General features: G+C 38.0%; 12 protein-coding genes and 4 pseudogenes. 1 reads left to right on the forward strand and 15 read right to left on the reverse strand.

The window, feature by feature from the left end:
- Positions 1–5: 5 nt before the first annotated feature.
- The 8 genes and pseudogenes from OWR28_RS25310 to OWR28_RS25345 form a co-directional block, all read right to left on the reverse strand.
- Positions 6–173, reverse strand: coding sequence for a hypothetical protein (locus tag OWR28_RS25310; protein WP_332389014.1), 168 nt, complete (start codon positions 171–173; stop codon positions 6–8).
- A gap of 35 nt (positions 174–208) precedes the next feature.
- A complete protein-coding gene (locus tag OWR28_RS25315) occupies positions 209–442 on the reverse strand; it encodes a hypothetical protein (protein ID WP_332389015.1) in 234 nt (77 codons plus the stop codon).
- Between the two features lie 201 nt (positions 443–643).
- The gene (locus OWR28_RS25320; RefSeq protein WP_332389016.1) at positions 644–1,186 is read right to left on the reverse strand and encodes a hypothetical protein; all 543 of its coding nucleotides are present in this window, start codon (positions 1,184–1,186) and stop codon (positions 644–646) included.
- Positions 1,159–1,836, reverse strand: a complete 678-nt coding sequence (locus OWR28_RS25325; RefSeq protein WP_332389017.1) for a hypothetical protein — start codon at positions 1,834–1,836, stop codon at positions 1,159–1,161. Before OWR28_RS25325 ends, OWR28_RS25320 begins: the two co-directional genes overlap by 28 nt.
- Positions 1,837–2,013: 177 nt before the next feature.
- On the reverse strand, positions 2,014–5,196 hold the full coding sequence (carB, locus tag OWR28_RS25330) for a carbamoyl-phosphate synthase large subunit (RefSeq protein ID WP_332389018.1): 3,183 nt from the start codon (positions 5,194–5,196) through the stop codon (positions 2,014–2,016).
- A gap of 59 nt (positions 5,197–5,255) precedes the next feature.
- Positions 5,256–5,609 carry a four helix bundle protein gene (locus tag OWR28_RS25335; protein WP_332389019.1) on the reverse strand — a complete coding sequence of 118 codons (354 nt, stop codon included), beginning with the start codon at positions 5,607–5,609 and terminating at the stop codon, positions 5,256–5,258.
- Positions 5,610–5,650: 41 nt separating this feature from the next.
- Positions 5,651–6,723, reverse strand: a pseudogene (locus OWR28_RS25340) (carbamoyl phosphate synthase small subunit).
- A gap of 113 nt (positions 6,724–6,836) precedes the next feature.
- A pseudogene (locus OWR28_RS25345) lies at positions 6,837–7,726 on the reverse strand (aspartate carbamoyltransferase catalytic subunit).
- A gap of 241 nt (positions 7,727–7,967) precedes the next feature.
- Between OWR28_RS25345 and OWR28_RS25350 the strand changes: the two are divergent.
- On the forward strand, positions 7,968–8,429 hold the full coding sequence (locus OWR28_RS25350; RefSeq protein ID WP_002980286.1) for an Lrp/AsnC family transcriptional regulator: 462 nt from the start codon (positions 7,968–7,970) through the stop codon (positions 8,427–8,429).
- Between the two features lie 312 nt (positions 8,430–8,741).
- Here the strand turns inward: OWR28_RS25350 and argH are convergent, their stop codons facing one another.
- The 7 genes and pseudogenes from argH to OWR28_RS25385 form a co-directional block, all read right to left on the reverse strand.
- Positions 8,742–10,046, reverse strand: coding sequence for an argininosuccinate lyase (gene argH, locus OWR28_RS25355; protein WP_332389020.1), 1,305 nt, complete (start codon positions 10,044–10,046; stop codon positions 8,742–8,744).
- Positions 10,047–10,301: 255 nt separating this feature from the next.
- A complete protein-coding gene (locus tag OWR28_RS25360) occupies positions 10,302–11,384 on the reverse strand; it encodes a M20 family metallo-hydrolase (protein WP_332389021.1) in 1,083 nt (360 codons plus the stop codon).
- A complete protein-coding gene (argB, locus tag OWR28_RS25365; protein ID WP_332389022.1) occupies positions 11,359–12,153 on the reverse strand; it encodes an acetylglutamate kinase in 795 nt (264 codons plus the stop codon). The genes OWR28_RS25360 and argB overlap by 26 nt, the downstream gene beginning before the upstream one ends.
- Positions 12,154–12,189: 36 nt before the next feature.
- Positions 12,190–13,141, reverse strand: a pseudogene (locus OWR28_RS25370) (N-acetylornithine carbamoyltransferase).
- A gap of 319 nt (positions 13,142–13,460) precedes the next feature.
- Positions 13,461–14,606, reverse strand: coding sequence for an aminotransferase class III-fold pyridoxal phosphate-dependent enzyme (locus tag OWR28_RS25375; protein ID WP_332389023.1), 1,146 nt, complete (start codon positions 14,604–14,606; stop codon positions 13,461–13,463).
- Between the two features lie 109 nt (positions 14,607–14,715).
- On the reverse strand, positions 14,716–15,264 hold the full coding sequence (locus OWR28_RS25380) for an Asd/ArgC dimerization domain-containing protein (protein WP_332389024.1): 549 nt from the start codon (positions 15,262–15,264) through the stop codon (positions 14,716–14,718).
- A 61-nt stretch (positions 15,265–15,325) separates the two neighbouring features.
- Positions 15,326–15,594 (reverse strand): annotated as a pseudogene (locus OWR28_RS25385) (N-acetyl-gamma-glutamyl-phosphate reductase); the annotation flags it as partial.

Raw genomic sequence — 15,594 nt, forward strand, 5'->3', positions numbered from 1 at the left:
TTTACTTATTCAATTTTAAATATATAATCATCTTTAATATTCTCAGATTTTTTGACTATTTCGTCTATACTATATTTTTTTCCGTCAATTTCAATATCAACAATATACCATTCCCACATAAAATTATGAGTTTTTTCAATCCGTACTGTTGAATGAGGGTTGATTTCCAGCATGACACCAGAGCTGTCAATCTTTTTTTCAAGAGATTTTAAATTTTTATTTTTTCTAAAAATTTTGGTTGTACAATATCGTTCTCATAATTGAAGCCAGGTGTACCGTAAGAACCTTCAGATAATTCTTTGACCATTCTTTTTTTATAATTAATCTTTACTATTTTCTTCGTCTCTGTTAGATTTTGAAGATAAAAGTCTGTCGGTATTGAACATCCCCAAAATACGAGCGCAAAAACAACACTCAAAATACCTTTAAAAATTGCATTCATATAATTTTAGCTTACATGTTTTTTGCAAAAATAAACAAGTCCTCTGTGTTTAGATTAACAGAAAAAAAATCCCGCAAGAAAACCTGTGGGATTCATTTATTTACATTGTTTCACTTGCAAAGTATACATTAAGTTGCAGCAGTACAATAGATTTTCAATGAGTCAGTATTATCCTATCCGGTCATAAAAGACCTCAGCTTGTTAATTTATTCTTATATAATAATTAACAGCCATATTTTTGGGACGGGTTTCTTTTCCTCCGGCAACAGCAATAATTAAAGGGACAGTTGCTTTGTCATAACCGCTAATCACTTGTGAGCCATCAAGGTCACCATCTGCACCAGATGTATTTGCTGAAACTGCCCGGGGTGTTGAAGTTACTCCTCCAAAACTCTGCTGCATAATCTGGTGATCATGTTCTTTAATCTCATCTCCCTGAATACTGCCCCGTAATCTGTTACCCGAAGGATCTTTTTGATTTTCAGAAACCGATGGGATACCGAAGGCCATTTCATTGGTATCAAAAGCATTATTCCCGCGCAGGAAGATTCCTCTCAAATCAGGAACATTTGTGAGATTTTGCGTAGCACGGGCGAGCCCGCAGTTTGTGTCTACTTTTCTACCATCACAGGGAGCCCATTTAGAATATTTACTGTTCCAGTTTTTATCAGGATTGGTTAAATTATTTTTAGTTACTTCCTGGAATTCTTCCCAACTTAAATATGAACATAAGATTGTACCCACAGGAAATCTTTATTGAAACCTGTGGGAAGTCCATTTAACAAACAATTTACAGGTCCTTTATCTGTGTCTAAGAAAAAGAAAATATCTTTTGAAGGATCATCTCTTTTAATGGTAATTGAATTATTAATATCCAATATACTTCCCTTTTGAAAGCTCTTACTAACTTCTATTCCATTCGTTACTGTATAATCCTCAACAATGGGATTGGGATCCGTACTCGATATTTTGTTGTAGAAAATATAAATGGTTATTCCTTCATCCCCTTCCTGTACTACTGTTGATAATCCTTTTTTATTATTTTGAACATCTAAACACTTCACATATCCTTCAATAATATCTTTGTTTGGGGTATGTAAAGTAAATGAATCAAAGAATGATTGTGAAACCATAATGGTTTTCAGTGATTTAATTGTCTCCTGAAAACCATTAATTTCATCATCGGAAGCTCCAAGGTTTAAGACATTCTTAACCATTGATGTAGGATCAATGGCTTCAAAGCCAAATGAAAATTTTTTAGTTTTAAAATCATCTTTGAATTTTTCGGATTCATAATATTTTTTCAGGTCGTAAAGAAAATCACCTGTGTTTGCGACATTCAGAGTGGTATAAATTCCACCTTCAAGAAGCTTGGTACATTGATTAGGTTCCATTTTGTATAGTTTTTTGAGGTTAGTTAAATTCTTTGTATTGTCAATTTTCATCTGTTATGCCTTATCAAAAGTACTCTGTATGGAATACCATGTCAATTACCCTTTTGTGGTATTATTTATATTAAGCACAAAAAACCCCGCAAGAAACTTGCGGGGTTTGAATATTTATTTTCGAAATTACATTGTCTCCATTTTGAAGCTCATGCTTTCGATTACTTTTAGAATGGCTTCTACCGTATCCATTGAAGTTAAACAAGGAACACCGTTTTCCACACTCATCCTTCTGATCTGGAATCCGTCTCTTTCTGCCTGCTTACCTTTTGTAGTGGTATTTACAACATACTGAACTTTTCCTTTCTGGATCAGGTCGATAAGATTTACATCTTCTTCTCCTATTTTATATCCGATCTTGCAAGGGATTCCTTTTTCTTCAAAGAACTTCGCAGTCCCTTCCGTAGCCCAGATTCTGAAACCTACTTCATGGAATCTCGCTGCAAGCGCTGCTGCTTCTTCTTTGTGCTTATCTGCTACTGTGAACAGGATAGAACCGTGCATAGGAACTTTTCTTCCTGCTGCTACCAATCCTTTGTACAATGCTTTTTCAAGGGTTGTATCTTTCCCCATAACTTCTCCTGTAGACTTCATTTCAGGACCTAAAGAGATATCAACTTTCGTTAGTTTAGAGAAAGAGAATACCGGCACTTTTACAAAAACTCCTTCTTTGTTTGGAACCAATCCGTTTTCGTATCCTAAGTCTTTCAGCTTTTGTCCTAAGATTGCCTTTGTTGCAAGGTTAGCCATCGGAACGTCTGTAATTTTAGATAAGAAAGGAACTGTTCTTGAAGAACGAGGGTTTACTTCAATTACATATACATTTCCTTCGAAAAGAACGTACTGGATATTCATTAATCCGATAACGTTCAGTCCTTTTGCCAGTCTCTTCGTGTAGTCTACCAAGGTATCGACTTCACTCTGAGAGATATTCTGTGGCGGATATACAGCGATAGAATCCCCGGAGTGAACTCCTGCTCTTTCGATATGTTCCATGATTCCGGGAATCACTACTGTTTCACCGTCGCAGATGGCATCTACTTCGATTTCCTTTCCTACCATGTACTTGTCTACCAGTACAGGATGCTCAGGGCTTGCGTCTACAGCATTCTCCATATAGTGAGCCAGTTCTGATTCTGCGTACACAATCTCCATGGCTCTACCTCCAAGAACGTAGCTTGGACGTACCAATACCGGATAACCGATTTCGTTGGCAATTTTTATCGCTTCTTCTTTCGAAGTTGAAGTTCTTCCTTTTGGCTGAGGAATTCCAAGCTCCTGAAGTGCTTTTTCAAATTTATCTCTGTTTTCAGCTCTGTCAAGATCTTCCAGGGAAGTTCCCAGGATCCGTACTCCGTGAGAAGCTAGCTTATCTGCAAGATTGATGGCAGTCTGTCCTCCGAACTGTACCACAACCCCTTTAGGTTTTTCAAGCTCGATGATGTTCATTACATCTTCTTCCGTAAGTGGCTCGAAGTATAGTTTATCAGAGATAGAGAAGTCTGTAGAAACTGTTTCAGGATTGTTGTTGATGATAATCGCTTCATAACCCATTTCTTTGATTGCCCATACTGAGTGAACGGTTGCGTAGTCAAACTCAACTCCCTGTCCGATTCTGATAGGCCCGGAACCCAGTACAATGATTTTTTCTTTATTTGAAACCACACTTTCATTTTCTTCTTCGTATGTTCCGTAGAAGTAAGGGGTTTCGCTTTCAAATTCAGCAGCGCAGGTATCAACCATTTTGTAAACCGGCATTACCCCGTTTTCTTTTCTGAAATTGAATACTTCACGTTCTGTCACATCCCAAAGAACTGCGATATTGACATCTGCAAAACCTAATCTCTTCGCTTCAGTTAATATTTCTTTATCAAATTTGTTGGCAGCGATTACTTTTTCAAAATCAACCAGCTTTTTCAGTTTCCAGATAAAGAATTTGTCGATCTTACTCCATTCTACGATCTGCTCCCAGTCATACCCTCTTCTTAAAGCATCTCCGATGATGAATAATCTCTCATCATCACATACTCTGATTCTTCTTTCGATTTCCTCTGCAGTAAGTGCCTGCGCCTGTTTTGTCTTTAATCCTAAATGTCTGATTCCTGTTTCTAATGAACGGATGGCTTTCTGTAAAGACTCTTCAAGGTTTCTTCCGATCGCCATTACCTCACCGGTTGCTTTCATCTGAGTGGAAAGTCTTCTGTCTGCCGTTTCGAATTTATCGAATGGGAATCTTGGGAATTTTGTTACCACATAGTCAAGAGCAGGCTCGAAACATGCGTAAGTTTTTCCGGTTACCGGATTCATGATTTCATCCAGCGTTAATCCTACAGCGATCTTTGCAGCAATCTTTGCAATCGGATATCCTGTTGCCTTACTTGCCAATGCCGATGAACGGGAAACTCTAGGATTTACTTCAATGATATAATAGTTGAACGAATGCGGATCCAAAGCTAACTGTACGTTACATCCTCCTTCAATTCCTAAGGCTCTGATGATTTTCAGTGAAGCGTTTCTCAGTAACTGATACTCTCTGTCTGAAAGCGTCTGAGAAGGTGCTACTACGATAGAGTCTCCTGTGTGAACTCCTACCGGGTCTATATTTTCCATGTTACAAACCACAATGGCGTTGTCGTTTGCATCACGCATTACCTCATATTCAATTTCTTTGAAGCCAGCAATTGATTTTTCAATAAGACACTGTGTAACCGGGCTGTGTTTTAGTCCCAGTTCAGCAATCTCTTTCAATTCAGCTTCTGTGGAAGCGATACCACCTCCGGTTCCTCCCATTGTAAAGGCAGGACGAACAATTACAGGATAACCGATTTCATCTGCGAAAGCAAGGGCTCCTTCTACTGTATTTACAATATCAGATTCCGGTACCGGCTCGTTCAGTTCTCTCATCAGCTCACGGAAAAGGTCTCTGTCTTCTGCTCTGTTGATCGCAGAAAGCTTTGTTCCCAATACTTCCACTTTGCATTCTTCAAGAATTCCTGATTTTTCAAGCTCTACCGCCATGTTAAGACCTGTCTGCCCTCCAAGGGTTGGCAGTAATGCATCCGGACGTTCTTTTCTGATGATGTGGCTTACAAACTGTAATGAAATCGGCTCGATATATACTTTATCCGCGATTTCCACATCCGTCATGATCGTTGCAGGGTTTGAGTTGATCAAAATTACCTTGTAGCCTTCTTCTTTCAGAGACAGACAAGCCTGCGTTCCTGCGTAATCAAATTCAGCTGCCTGACCGATGATGATAGGTCCTGAACCGATTACTAAAATTGTTTTTATATCTGTACGTTTTGCCATTTTTCTTTTTTTAGATACAAGATGTTAGAGGTCAGATTTCAGACTTCCAACAGGTTGTTTTACTTTTTTAAATTAGATTTGAATGTATAAATCATTCTTTGAATTTCATTTAGATTTGATATTAAACCATTAACTTTTTCCGCTTCAAGTAAATTTAATTCTCTAGTTAAAATTAACTGGGTCTGTAACTCAAAGGAGGATGCATTTGCCATTCCGAGAAAATGATAAAATTCTCTATCATTATTTCTTCCTGCTCCTTCAGCTATATTTGAAGGAATAGAGATTACAGATCTTTTAATTTGAGAAATCAAACCAAACTTTTCATCTTTAGGTAACTCCGCACAAATGATATAAACCTGTTTTGCAAGTTCAATAGATTTCTGCCAAAAGACCAATTTTTCAAAATTATGCATGATAAAGTCTGCTATCTGATGTCTAATATCTGAAGTCTCTCTTATTTCTTAAAGTCTTCCATCATCTGAATGAACTCATCAAACAGATAGTTTGCATCTTCCGGACCCGGGCTCGCTTCAGGGTGGTACTGAACTGAGAAACAAGGGTGGATTTTGTGTTTTAAACCTTCGTTTGTTCTGTCATTCAGTGCGATGTGCGTTTCGATAAGATCTGTTCCTTTTAAACTTTCCTGATCTACAGCATATCCGTGGTTCTGAGAAGTAATGGCTACTGTATTTTTCTCAAGGTCTAACACCGGGTGGTTTCCTCCTCTGTGTCCGAATTTCAGTTTGAACGTTTTCGCTCCGCAGGCAAGACCAATTAACTGGTGCCCTAAACAGATTCCGAAGATCGGAACTTTTCCTAATAATCCTCTGATCATATCTAAAGCGTGCGGTACATCTTCAGGATCACCAGGACCGTTTGACAGCATGATTCCGTCCGGATCCATCAACAGGATTTCTTCTGCTGTAGTATCCTGAGAAACCACGATAATGTCACAGTTTCTCTGAGACAATTCTCTGATGATTCCCAGTTTGGCACCGAAATCTACCAATACAACCTTGAAACCTCTGTTAGGATTGGCATAAGGTGTTTTTGTAGAAACTTCCTCTACCTGATTGGTTGGGAAAGCTGTTGATTTCAACTCTGAAGCTACAGCAGTTTCATCAGCATCAGCGTTTACAATTTTTCCTTTCACTACTCCGTGGTTACGAAGAACTCTGGTCAGTCTTCTGGTGTCGATTCCTGAAATTCCTGAAAGGTTTTTCTTTTAAATAATTCATCTAAAGTGATCTGAGTACGGAAGTTGGAAGGAAGATCGCAAAGTTCTTTTACGATAAGCCCTTTGATTGCCGGCTCAATACTTTCATAATCATCACGGTTAATACCATAATTCCCGATAAGCGGATAGGTCATACAAACTATCTGACCGCAATACGACGGGTCAGAAATCAATTCCTGATACCCTGTCATTCCGGTATTGAAAACTACTTCCCCTGCAGTTTCCAATTCTGCTCCGAAACCTTCTCCATGAAACACTTCACCGGACTCCAGTATTAATTTTTTCTTCATTTTTAAAAATTAGATTTTCTATTATTTTCTTTTTGTACAATGTCAGGTAAAATGTATAATGTATTCTTTACATTTTATTTATTCATTGTACTTTGTATATTTTACTTTTACAATTACTTAAAGGTATACCCTTTGCTTTCCAGCGCATCTTTCAGAATAGCCATTCTTGCGAATACTCCGTTTTGCATCTGCTTGAAGACTCTTGATCTTTCGCATTCTACAAGTTCAGAGTCAATTTCTACACCTCTGTTGATTGGAGCCGGGTGCATGATAATGGCTTCTTTTTTCATCGCATGTTCTCTTTCTTTGGTCAGGCCGTACCTTTTATGGTATTCCGAAGCGGTGAAACTCATTGCAGAATCATGCCTTTCATGTTGTATTCTTAACAGCATCAGAACATCCACTTCACCAATCAGTTCGTCCACTGACATATAAGTTCCGTTAATCAGAGCTCCTTCGTCAAACCACTGTTCCGGTCCTGAGAAATATACTTTAGCCCCCAATCTTCTTAACGCCTCTGCGTTTGAGTTGGCTACGCGGCTGTGTTTCACGTCTCCTACAATTCCTACTTTAAGGCCTTCAAACTTTCCGAATTCCTGATAGATAGTCAGCAAATCCAGCATACATTGTGAAGGGTGGTTTCCTGTTCCGTCTCCTCCGTTGATTACAGGAATATTAATATTTTTCAGTTCCTCGAAGTATCTGTCTTTTTTATCGCGGATCACCACAAGGTTTACTCCTATGCTTTCAATCGTCTTTACTGTATCATAAAGACTTTCTCCTTTGTTTACCGAACTGTGTGATGCATCAAAGGGAACTACCTGAAGTCCCAGTTTTCTTTCTGCAAGGTCAAAACTTGTTTTCGTTCTTGTGCTGTCTTCGAAGAAAAGGTTTGAGCAAAAACTTCTCCTTCAATTTTAGCAGTTTTACCATTTGCAAAAGCCATTGCTTCTGTCAGTATACTGTTGATTCTCTCGGTGCTTAGTTCTGTAATCGTAAACATAATTCTTATTTTTTGGCATAAAAAAAGCGAAGACAACTATCTTCGCTTAATAACAATAAATATCGTAAAGGGCGCTTTCGCCCGGTAAATCTAATGATATAAATGCTTTTTTATTCATTAGGTGCAAAGATACAACAATTTTATGAACCTACAAAAATTATGTTCAAAATAAATTAAAAACTTCCGTCATTCCTTATTCTCATTAAAAATTAATATTTTTGTTATCACTCAAATATATTCTATGGATTTAAAAGACAAAATGATTCTCAGTATTATTCAGGAAGATTCTACACTATCGGTAAAGGAAATTTCCGAAAAGATAGGTCTTACCTTTACCCCAACGTATGAGCGAATCAAACAATTGGAGAAACAAGGGATCATTCAGAAGTATGTGGGGCTTTTAAACCGTGAAAAGCTGGGTTTAAATATTGTAGTCTACTGTAACGTACGTCTCAAGGAACAATCCAAGAAAGTATTGGAAACTTTTGAGAACCATATCGGGAAATATGATGAAGTACAGGAAATCATCAGTCTCTCCGGGGAGTATGACTATATGCTGAAGATTATTGCCAAGGACATCAACTCTTATAACGAATTCGCTGTTAATGTTATTTCAAACATTCCCAATATCGGGCAGTACCACAGTTCTATCGTGCTTCACGAGGTAAAAAAATCCACCAAGTTCAAAATTGATCTGGAATAATCCTTCCATTTTTTAAACCATTAAGAACTTTAAGAGTGAAGAATAATTAAGGAATCCGCTTGCGGATTTGAAGCTATGCTGCTAAAAAATCGCAGATTTTCTTAACTTACCTTAAAGTCTTCATCTGCCTTAATGGTTCAGTTTATCAATCATCAAATTCAAAGAACGGAATAAAATCAAACCATTAAGATCACTTAAGCAGTTAAGATTTATTAAGATTAAGGTTTCCACAACGAAAAGACAGCAGGCTAAAATAATTTAGAAATTCCACTGATTTTTGCTTAAGTTCTGATGACCTTAATGGTTTAGACTCTAACCCAATAATTTATTTTTCAGTTTATTGAACTGATATTCTATTTTATCCAGACAAAGGTTTCCGATACTTCCCTGGTGGGTGTGCTCAAGGTTGCCGGGTTCAAATTCAAATTCACTGTTTTCAATCTCCTGTCCGACTTTCACATACGCATCACGGAATGAACTTCCGTTTTTAACCTCCTCATTGATCTTTTCTACACTAAAAAGGTACTTATATTTCTCATCCTCCAGAATTCCGTCTTTAACCTGGATATTCGGTAAGGTATAGCTTAAGATTTCCAGACATTCCTTTAAAGAATCTATCGCAGGGAAAAGAATTTCTTTCGTCAGCTGAACGTCTCTGTGATATCCTGAAGGCAGATTACTTGTTAAAAGAATCAGTTCGTTCGGAAGAGACTGAATCCTGTTGCAACGTGCACGGACCAGCTCAAAGATATCCGGGTTCTTTTTATGAGGCATAATGCTGCTCCCTGTAGTAAATTCCTTTGGAAAGCTGATAAAATCGAAATTCTGGCTCAGATACAGACATACATCGTAAGCAAACTTCCCCAGCGTTCCTGCCAGAGTAGCCATAGCCATGGCAAGCATTTTCTCTGACTTCCCGCGGGTCATCTGAGCGTACACCGAGTTATAATTCATCGACTGGAACCCGAGGTTATAAGTAGTGCTTTCACGATTGATCGGGAATGAAGAACCGTAACCGGCAGCTGATCCCAATGGATTTTTATTAATGATATTCTTTACCGAAAACAGCATTTCAACATCATCCAAAAGCGCTTCCGCATAAGCTCCGAACCATAATCCGAATGATGAAGGCATCGCAATCTGCAAATGGGTATATCCCGGAAGCAGTACATTTTTATGCTGATCTGCCAGTTGAATTAAAATCTGGAAAAACTCATCTGTAAGCGATGTTATTTCACGGATTTCATCCAGCAAATACAATTTGATATCCAGTAAAACCTGATCGTTTCTTGATCTTGCGGTATGGATTTTCTTTCCTGTATCTCCTAATTCTTCAATAAGAATAGCTTCTACCTGAGAATGGATATCCTCAGCATCTTTATCAATTTCAAAACTACCTTCTTCAATTTTATATAAAATACTGTTTAAAACAGATAGCATCTGTTCTGATTCTTCCTTAGTGATAATCCCGGTTTCTGCCAGCATTTTGCAATGCGCCATAGAACCTTTGACATCATATTTGGCTAAACGTTCGTCAAAGTCAAGATCTTTACCGACTGTAAAGTTATTGACTAATATATTGGTGGCAAGGTCATCCTTCTGCCATATTTTTTTCATGATAATATTTGATTTAAATATTTATTGGTCTTGACATGCCCGGCAAGGCAATCCTTATTACTATTAACTATAAAAAAACATTTCCTTATGTAAAGCCTTCATTTCTAATTTTCTTCTTGCATAAATCTTATTAAAAACTAAACTTCTAGCGCCTGCCGGACGGAGTCAAAACATATTTTTTGACATTCAGATTCCAGATGGCAGACATCAGACTTTAAATTTCATCTGATATCTCATATCTGGCATCTTATATCTTTATAACACTTTTTCTAAAATGCTGATGTAGATTTCTATACCTTCTTCTATTTCATGGATATAGACAAACTCATCTGCAGTGTGGGAGCGCCTACTGTCTCCAGGTCCTATTTTTACTGATGTGCATGGAATAATCGCCTGATCTGAGGAGGTAGGTGAACCATAGGTTGTCCTTCCGATTTCAATTCCTGCTTTTACAAACGGATGATCCATTTCGATCTTTGAGGAATTCAGCCTGAAAGATCTGGCAGTGAGTGTAGATTTCATCCGGGACTGGATAATTTCAAATGCTTCCTGATTGGAATATTCATCCGTTACCCTCACATCCAGGGTAAAATTGCATGACTCCGGAACAACATTATGCTGTACCCCTGCATGAATTCCTGATAAGGTAACTTTAACTTCTCCCAGATATTCTGAAACCTTTGGAAATTTAAAGGCTAGAATATTCTGCAGATCCTGCATACATTTTACAATTGAGTTATCATCATTAGGATGAGCGGCGTGAGAAGGAGTACCTTTCATTTCTCCATCAATCACAAGAAGTCCTTTTTCTGCAATCGCCAGGTTCATCTGCGTGGGTTCTCCTACAATGGCAAGCTCTACGTTGGGTAGCTGCGGAAATAAGGCTTCGATTCCATCAAATCCTGAAATCTCCTCCTCTGCCGTCAAAGCAATAACTAAATTATATTTTAAATCTTCTTTATCATAAAAATGTAAAAAAACCTGTGCCATAGCAACCAGCGATGCTCCGGCATCATTGCTTCCCAAACCGAACAGTTTTCCTTCTTTTTCGACAGGTACAAACGGATCAAGGGTGTAAGCTTTGTTAGGCTTTACCGTATCATGATGGGTATTCAGTAAAACGGAAGGCTTAAATACATCAAAGTGCTTGTTTACCGCCCAGATATTGTTTTTAAAACGCTTGGTAGGAATCCGGTGTTTTTTGAAAAAATTCTCGATTTCTACGGACGTATTAAATTCATCTTTACTGAATGAAGGAATTTCAATCAAATTCTTAAGCAATCCGACTGCATTATTCAGCAGTTCTTCTTTATTATAAACAGATTTCAGTTCCTGCATGATGATTTTCTATATGGTTTTTCAGTTCTGTTTCTTTGATCAGAAACACTTTATTTACATTATTTTTTATTGCTCCGAGAGCATTCTCAAGTTTGGGTAAAATCCCCTTGTGAAGTTTCCCTTCTTCTTTTAATACGGTGAATTCTTCCTCATTTACACTTTTGATCACAGATTCCGGGTCGTTTACATCCTCCAGCACTCCTTCTTTATCAAAACAATACAACAGTTCAACTTCATATTTCTCAGAAAGCGCCTGTGCGATCACAGAAGCAATGGTATCTGCATTGGTATTGAAAAGATTTCCTTTTCTGTCATGGGTAATGGCAGAAAATACAGGAACAAGATCCAGCTTGATTAATTTTGAAACCAGCTTCCTGTTCACACTTTTCTTGGTAATATCCCCCACAAACCCAAAGTCTATTTCAGGATGTTCTCTTTTCTTAGCTTTGATCAGGTTTCCGTCGGCTCCGGAAAATCCTATGGCATTGCATTTTTTCTGCTGCAGCTTTTCAACAATGTTCTTATTGATCCCTCCTGCGTATACCATCGTGACAATATCCAATGTTTCTTTATCCGTAATCCTCCTTCCGTTGATCATTTTCTGTTCTATACCCAGTTTATCGGCCAACGTTGTAGCCAGCTTTCCACCACCATGAACAAGAATTTTCTTTTCATTAATTTCGGAAAACTGTTCTAAAAACTGATCCAGCAATTGTTCATCATCAATGAGCGCTCCGCCTATTTTTATGATGTATATTTTCTGTTTCATTAGAAAGGATTAAAGATTAAAATTATAGGGTGTATACTACTTAATATCATTTAAAATTTCACTGAACACAGCCTGTGCAGAGAAAATACGGTTTTTAGCCTGCTGATAAATGATTGAATGCTCTCCATCCATTACCTCATCACTCAGCTCCACATTACGGCGAACCGGAAGGCAGTGCATTACTTTTGCATTATTGGTATTGCCCAGTTTTTCATTCGTCAGCATCCAGTCACCTTTCACTTCAGGCATTGCAGCATAGTCATCAAAAGAAGACCAGTTCTTCACATAGATAAAATCTGCATCTTTCAAAGCTTCCTCCTGATCATGGATTACTTTTACATCTTTTGTAAAGTTTTTATCTAAATCATACCCTTCGGGATTGGCAATAACCAACTCAACATCCATTTCCTGCATCCACTCAGCGAAAGAGTTTCCAACAGCGTGCGCAATAGGTTTAATATGCGGCGCCCATGTCAGAACGACTTTCGGCTTGTGATCTTTTTCCAGTTTTCTGTAATCGTGATACAGTCTGCCAGACTTTGCAGTGGATGACGAGTTGCAGATTCCAATGAAACCACAGGTACTTTTGCATGTTTTTCAAACTGGCTTAAGATGCTTTCATTCACATCATCTTCCTTGCTCTTCATTCCTGCAAAGCAACGTACCGCAATGATATCACAGTATTGATTCAACACTTCAATGGCATCTCTGATATGCTCTACAGTATCACCGTTCATGACGGCACCGTCAGCAAATTCAAGATTCCAGGCTTCCTGCGCTGCATTTAATGTCAAGACATTCAACCCCAGATTCTGAGCAGCAATCTGACTGCTCAGACGGGTTCTCAAACTTGAATTTAAAAACACAAGTCCTATTGTTTTTCCCTTTCCTTTTTCCGTTTCAGTAAGGGGTTTGCTTTTATCTGTAAAGCTTTTTTTATGATTTTCTGTAAGTTTTCCACATCACTTACAGAGGTAAATTTTTTCATTTGAATTGATTTTAAAGGTTACTACCTATTAATTGTTAATTTAACCACAAAAGCTTTATTTAAACACTTCAGAACACTTAAGTAAGTTTAAAATGAAACTGTATATTATAGTTCACATAAGAAGAAAATCAAAGATTTTTGAAAACTTAAGTGTACTTCTTAAGCGTTTAGTGGTTTCTTACTATCACGTAAGTGCTTAACTCTTTTGTAATTTTTGTGGTTAAAAGATTTGAAAGCGAGTTACTCCGTTTAGATTCCTATGGAATGAAAATACGGCATGGTCTTCCTGCTCATTTTACACTTTACCCTCTTACTCTTTTTAATTTTCGATGCTTTCCAATACTGTTTTCAAAGCATTGATGAAAAGATCTGTTTCCTCTTTTTTGATATTGAGTGCAGGAAGAATCCTCAGCACTGTTTTATCATTCGAGTTTCCGGTGAAAATATGATGACCGAAAAGAAGTTCTTTTCTTACTTCTGAACAGTCCCTGTCTAGTTCTATTCCGATCATCAATCCTTTCCTTCGGATGGATTTAATATGTGGTAACCCTTTAATTTCATTTTCAATATACTCACCCATTTTCTGAGCATTTCCGATAAGATTTTCATCTTTCATAACATCCAGCACAGCAATGGAAGCGGCACAGGCAAGATGATTCCCTCCGAATGTGGTTCCCAGCAGACCATTACTTGCCTGGAATTTTGGATGGATCAAAACTCCGCCCACAGGAAATCCGTTCCCCATTCCTTTTGCCGTAGTAATGATATCCGCCTCAACTCCGAACTCCTGATGTGCAAAGAAATATCCGCTTCTTCCGTATCCTGACTGCACTTCATCCAAAATAAGAACGGTATTATATTTTTCACACAGTTCTTCGATTTTAGATAAAAATTCCGGTGTTGGAATCATGATTCCTCCTACTCCCTGAATTCCTTCGATGATAACAGAAGAAATTTCATTTCCCAACTTCTCAAAAGTCTCTTCAAGCTGCTGTACATCATTCCATTCTGATTTGATAAATCTTTCGGAAAAGTTAACCGGAGCAACAATTTTCGGATTATCAGTAACCGAAACCGCAGCAGAAGTTCTTCCATGGAATGAACCTGAGAAATACAGCACTTTGCTTTTCCCATTGTGAAACGAAGCCAGTTTCAAAGCATTTTCATTGGCTTCAGCCCCCGAATTACATAAGAAAAGGTTATAATCTTCATACCCTGAAAGCGCTCCAAGTTTTTCTGCCAGTTCAGTCTGCAATTCATTCTGAACAGAATTAGAATAAAAAGATATTTTTTCCAGCTGATCTTTCAGTTTATGCTGATAATACGGATGGTTGTGGCCGATAGAAATTACAGCATGACCTCCGTAAAAATCAAGATATTTTTCTCCTTTGTCATCCCAAAGAAAAGATCCCTGAGCTTTTACCGGATTGATGTTGAATAATGGATATACGTTGAATAAATTCATTTTTGTTGCTAATTGTTAGTTTGGTAGTTGATAGTTGAAAGCCTGCAGGTCTAAAAGTTATGCTTCACACTACTGCAACTTATCATCAATCTTCTACCTTATTAAAAAATTAAAATGCTATCGGTTTCAGGTTCAGTCCTGCATTTTCTTCCCAGTTCATGGCCAGATTCATATTCTGGACCGCCTGTCCCGATGCACCTTTTAACAAATTGTCAATCGCTGAGTGAATAACGACAACATTTCCACTCTTTTCGATCTGAATCACACAGCGATTTGTATTGACAACCTGCTTTAAATCAACTGCCTTCCTGCTTACCGTAACGAAAGGCTCCTCCGCATAAAAATCCTGATACAATTGTTCTATTTCCTCCAGCTCCAGCTCCGTCTTCATCGTGGAACTTGTAAAAATTCCTCTTGCAAAATCGCCTCTCCATGGAACAAAATTCAGGTTTACTTCTTTATTATTGAATGAAATCAGCTGCTGCAAAATCTCATCTACATGCTGATGAGTTAATGTTTTGTACGCTGAAACATTATCGTTTCTCCAGGTAAAATGAGTTGTAGCCTGCAGAGACTGGCCGGCTCCTGTAGAACCTGTAATCCCTGTGGTAAAAACCTCATTTAACATTCCTTTTTCCGCCAATGGCAATAAGGCCAATTGAATTGCTGTTGCAAAGCATCCCGGATTGGCAATGCTTTTGGCACCTGCCAGCTGTTCTTTATTGATTTCCGGTAATCCGTAGATAAAATTCCGGTTTCCGAAATCCCCCTAAACGGAAATCATTTCCAAGATCAATTACCAGTGTTTCCTCTTTGACAGGATTCTGAGTTAACCAGTTTTGACTTTCTTTATGAGGAAGACACAGAAAAAGAATATCCACTTCTTCAGGCTTATCCGTCAAAACCATTTCACAAACCGTCGTTAAATCCGGGTACAGATCCGAAATACGTGTTCCCGAATTCGAACGACTATATAAAAACTCAATGT

It is taken from the genome of Chryseobacterium sp. 1B4, assembly GCF_036631475.1.
Classification (GTDB): domain Bacteria; phylum Bacteroidota; class Bacteroidia; order Flavobacteriales; family Weeksellaceae; genus Chryseobacterium.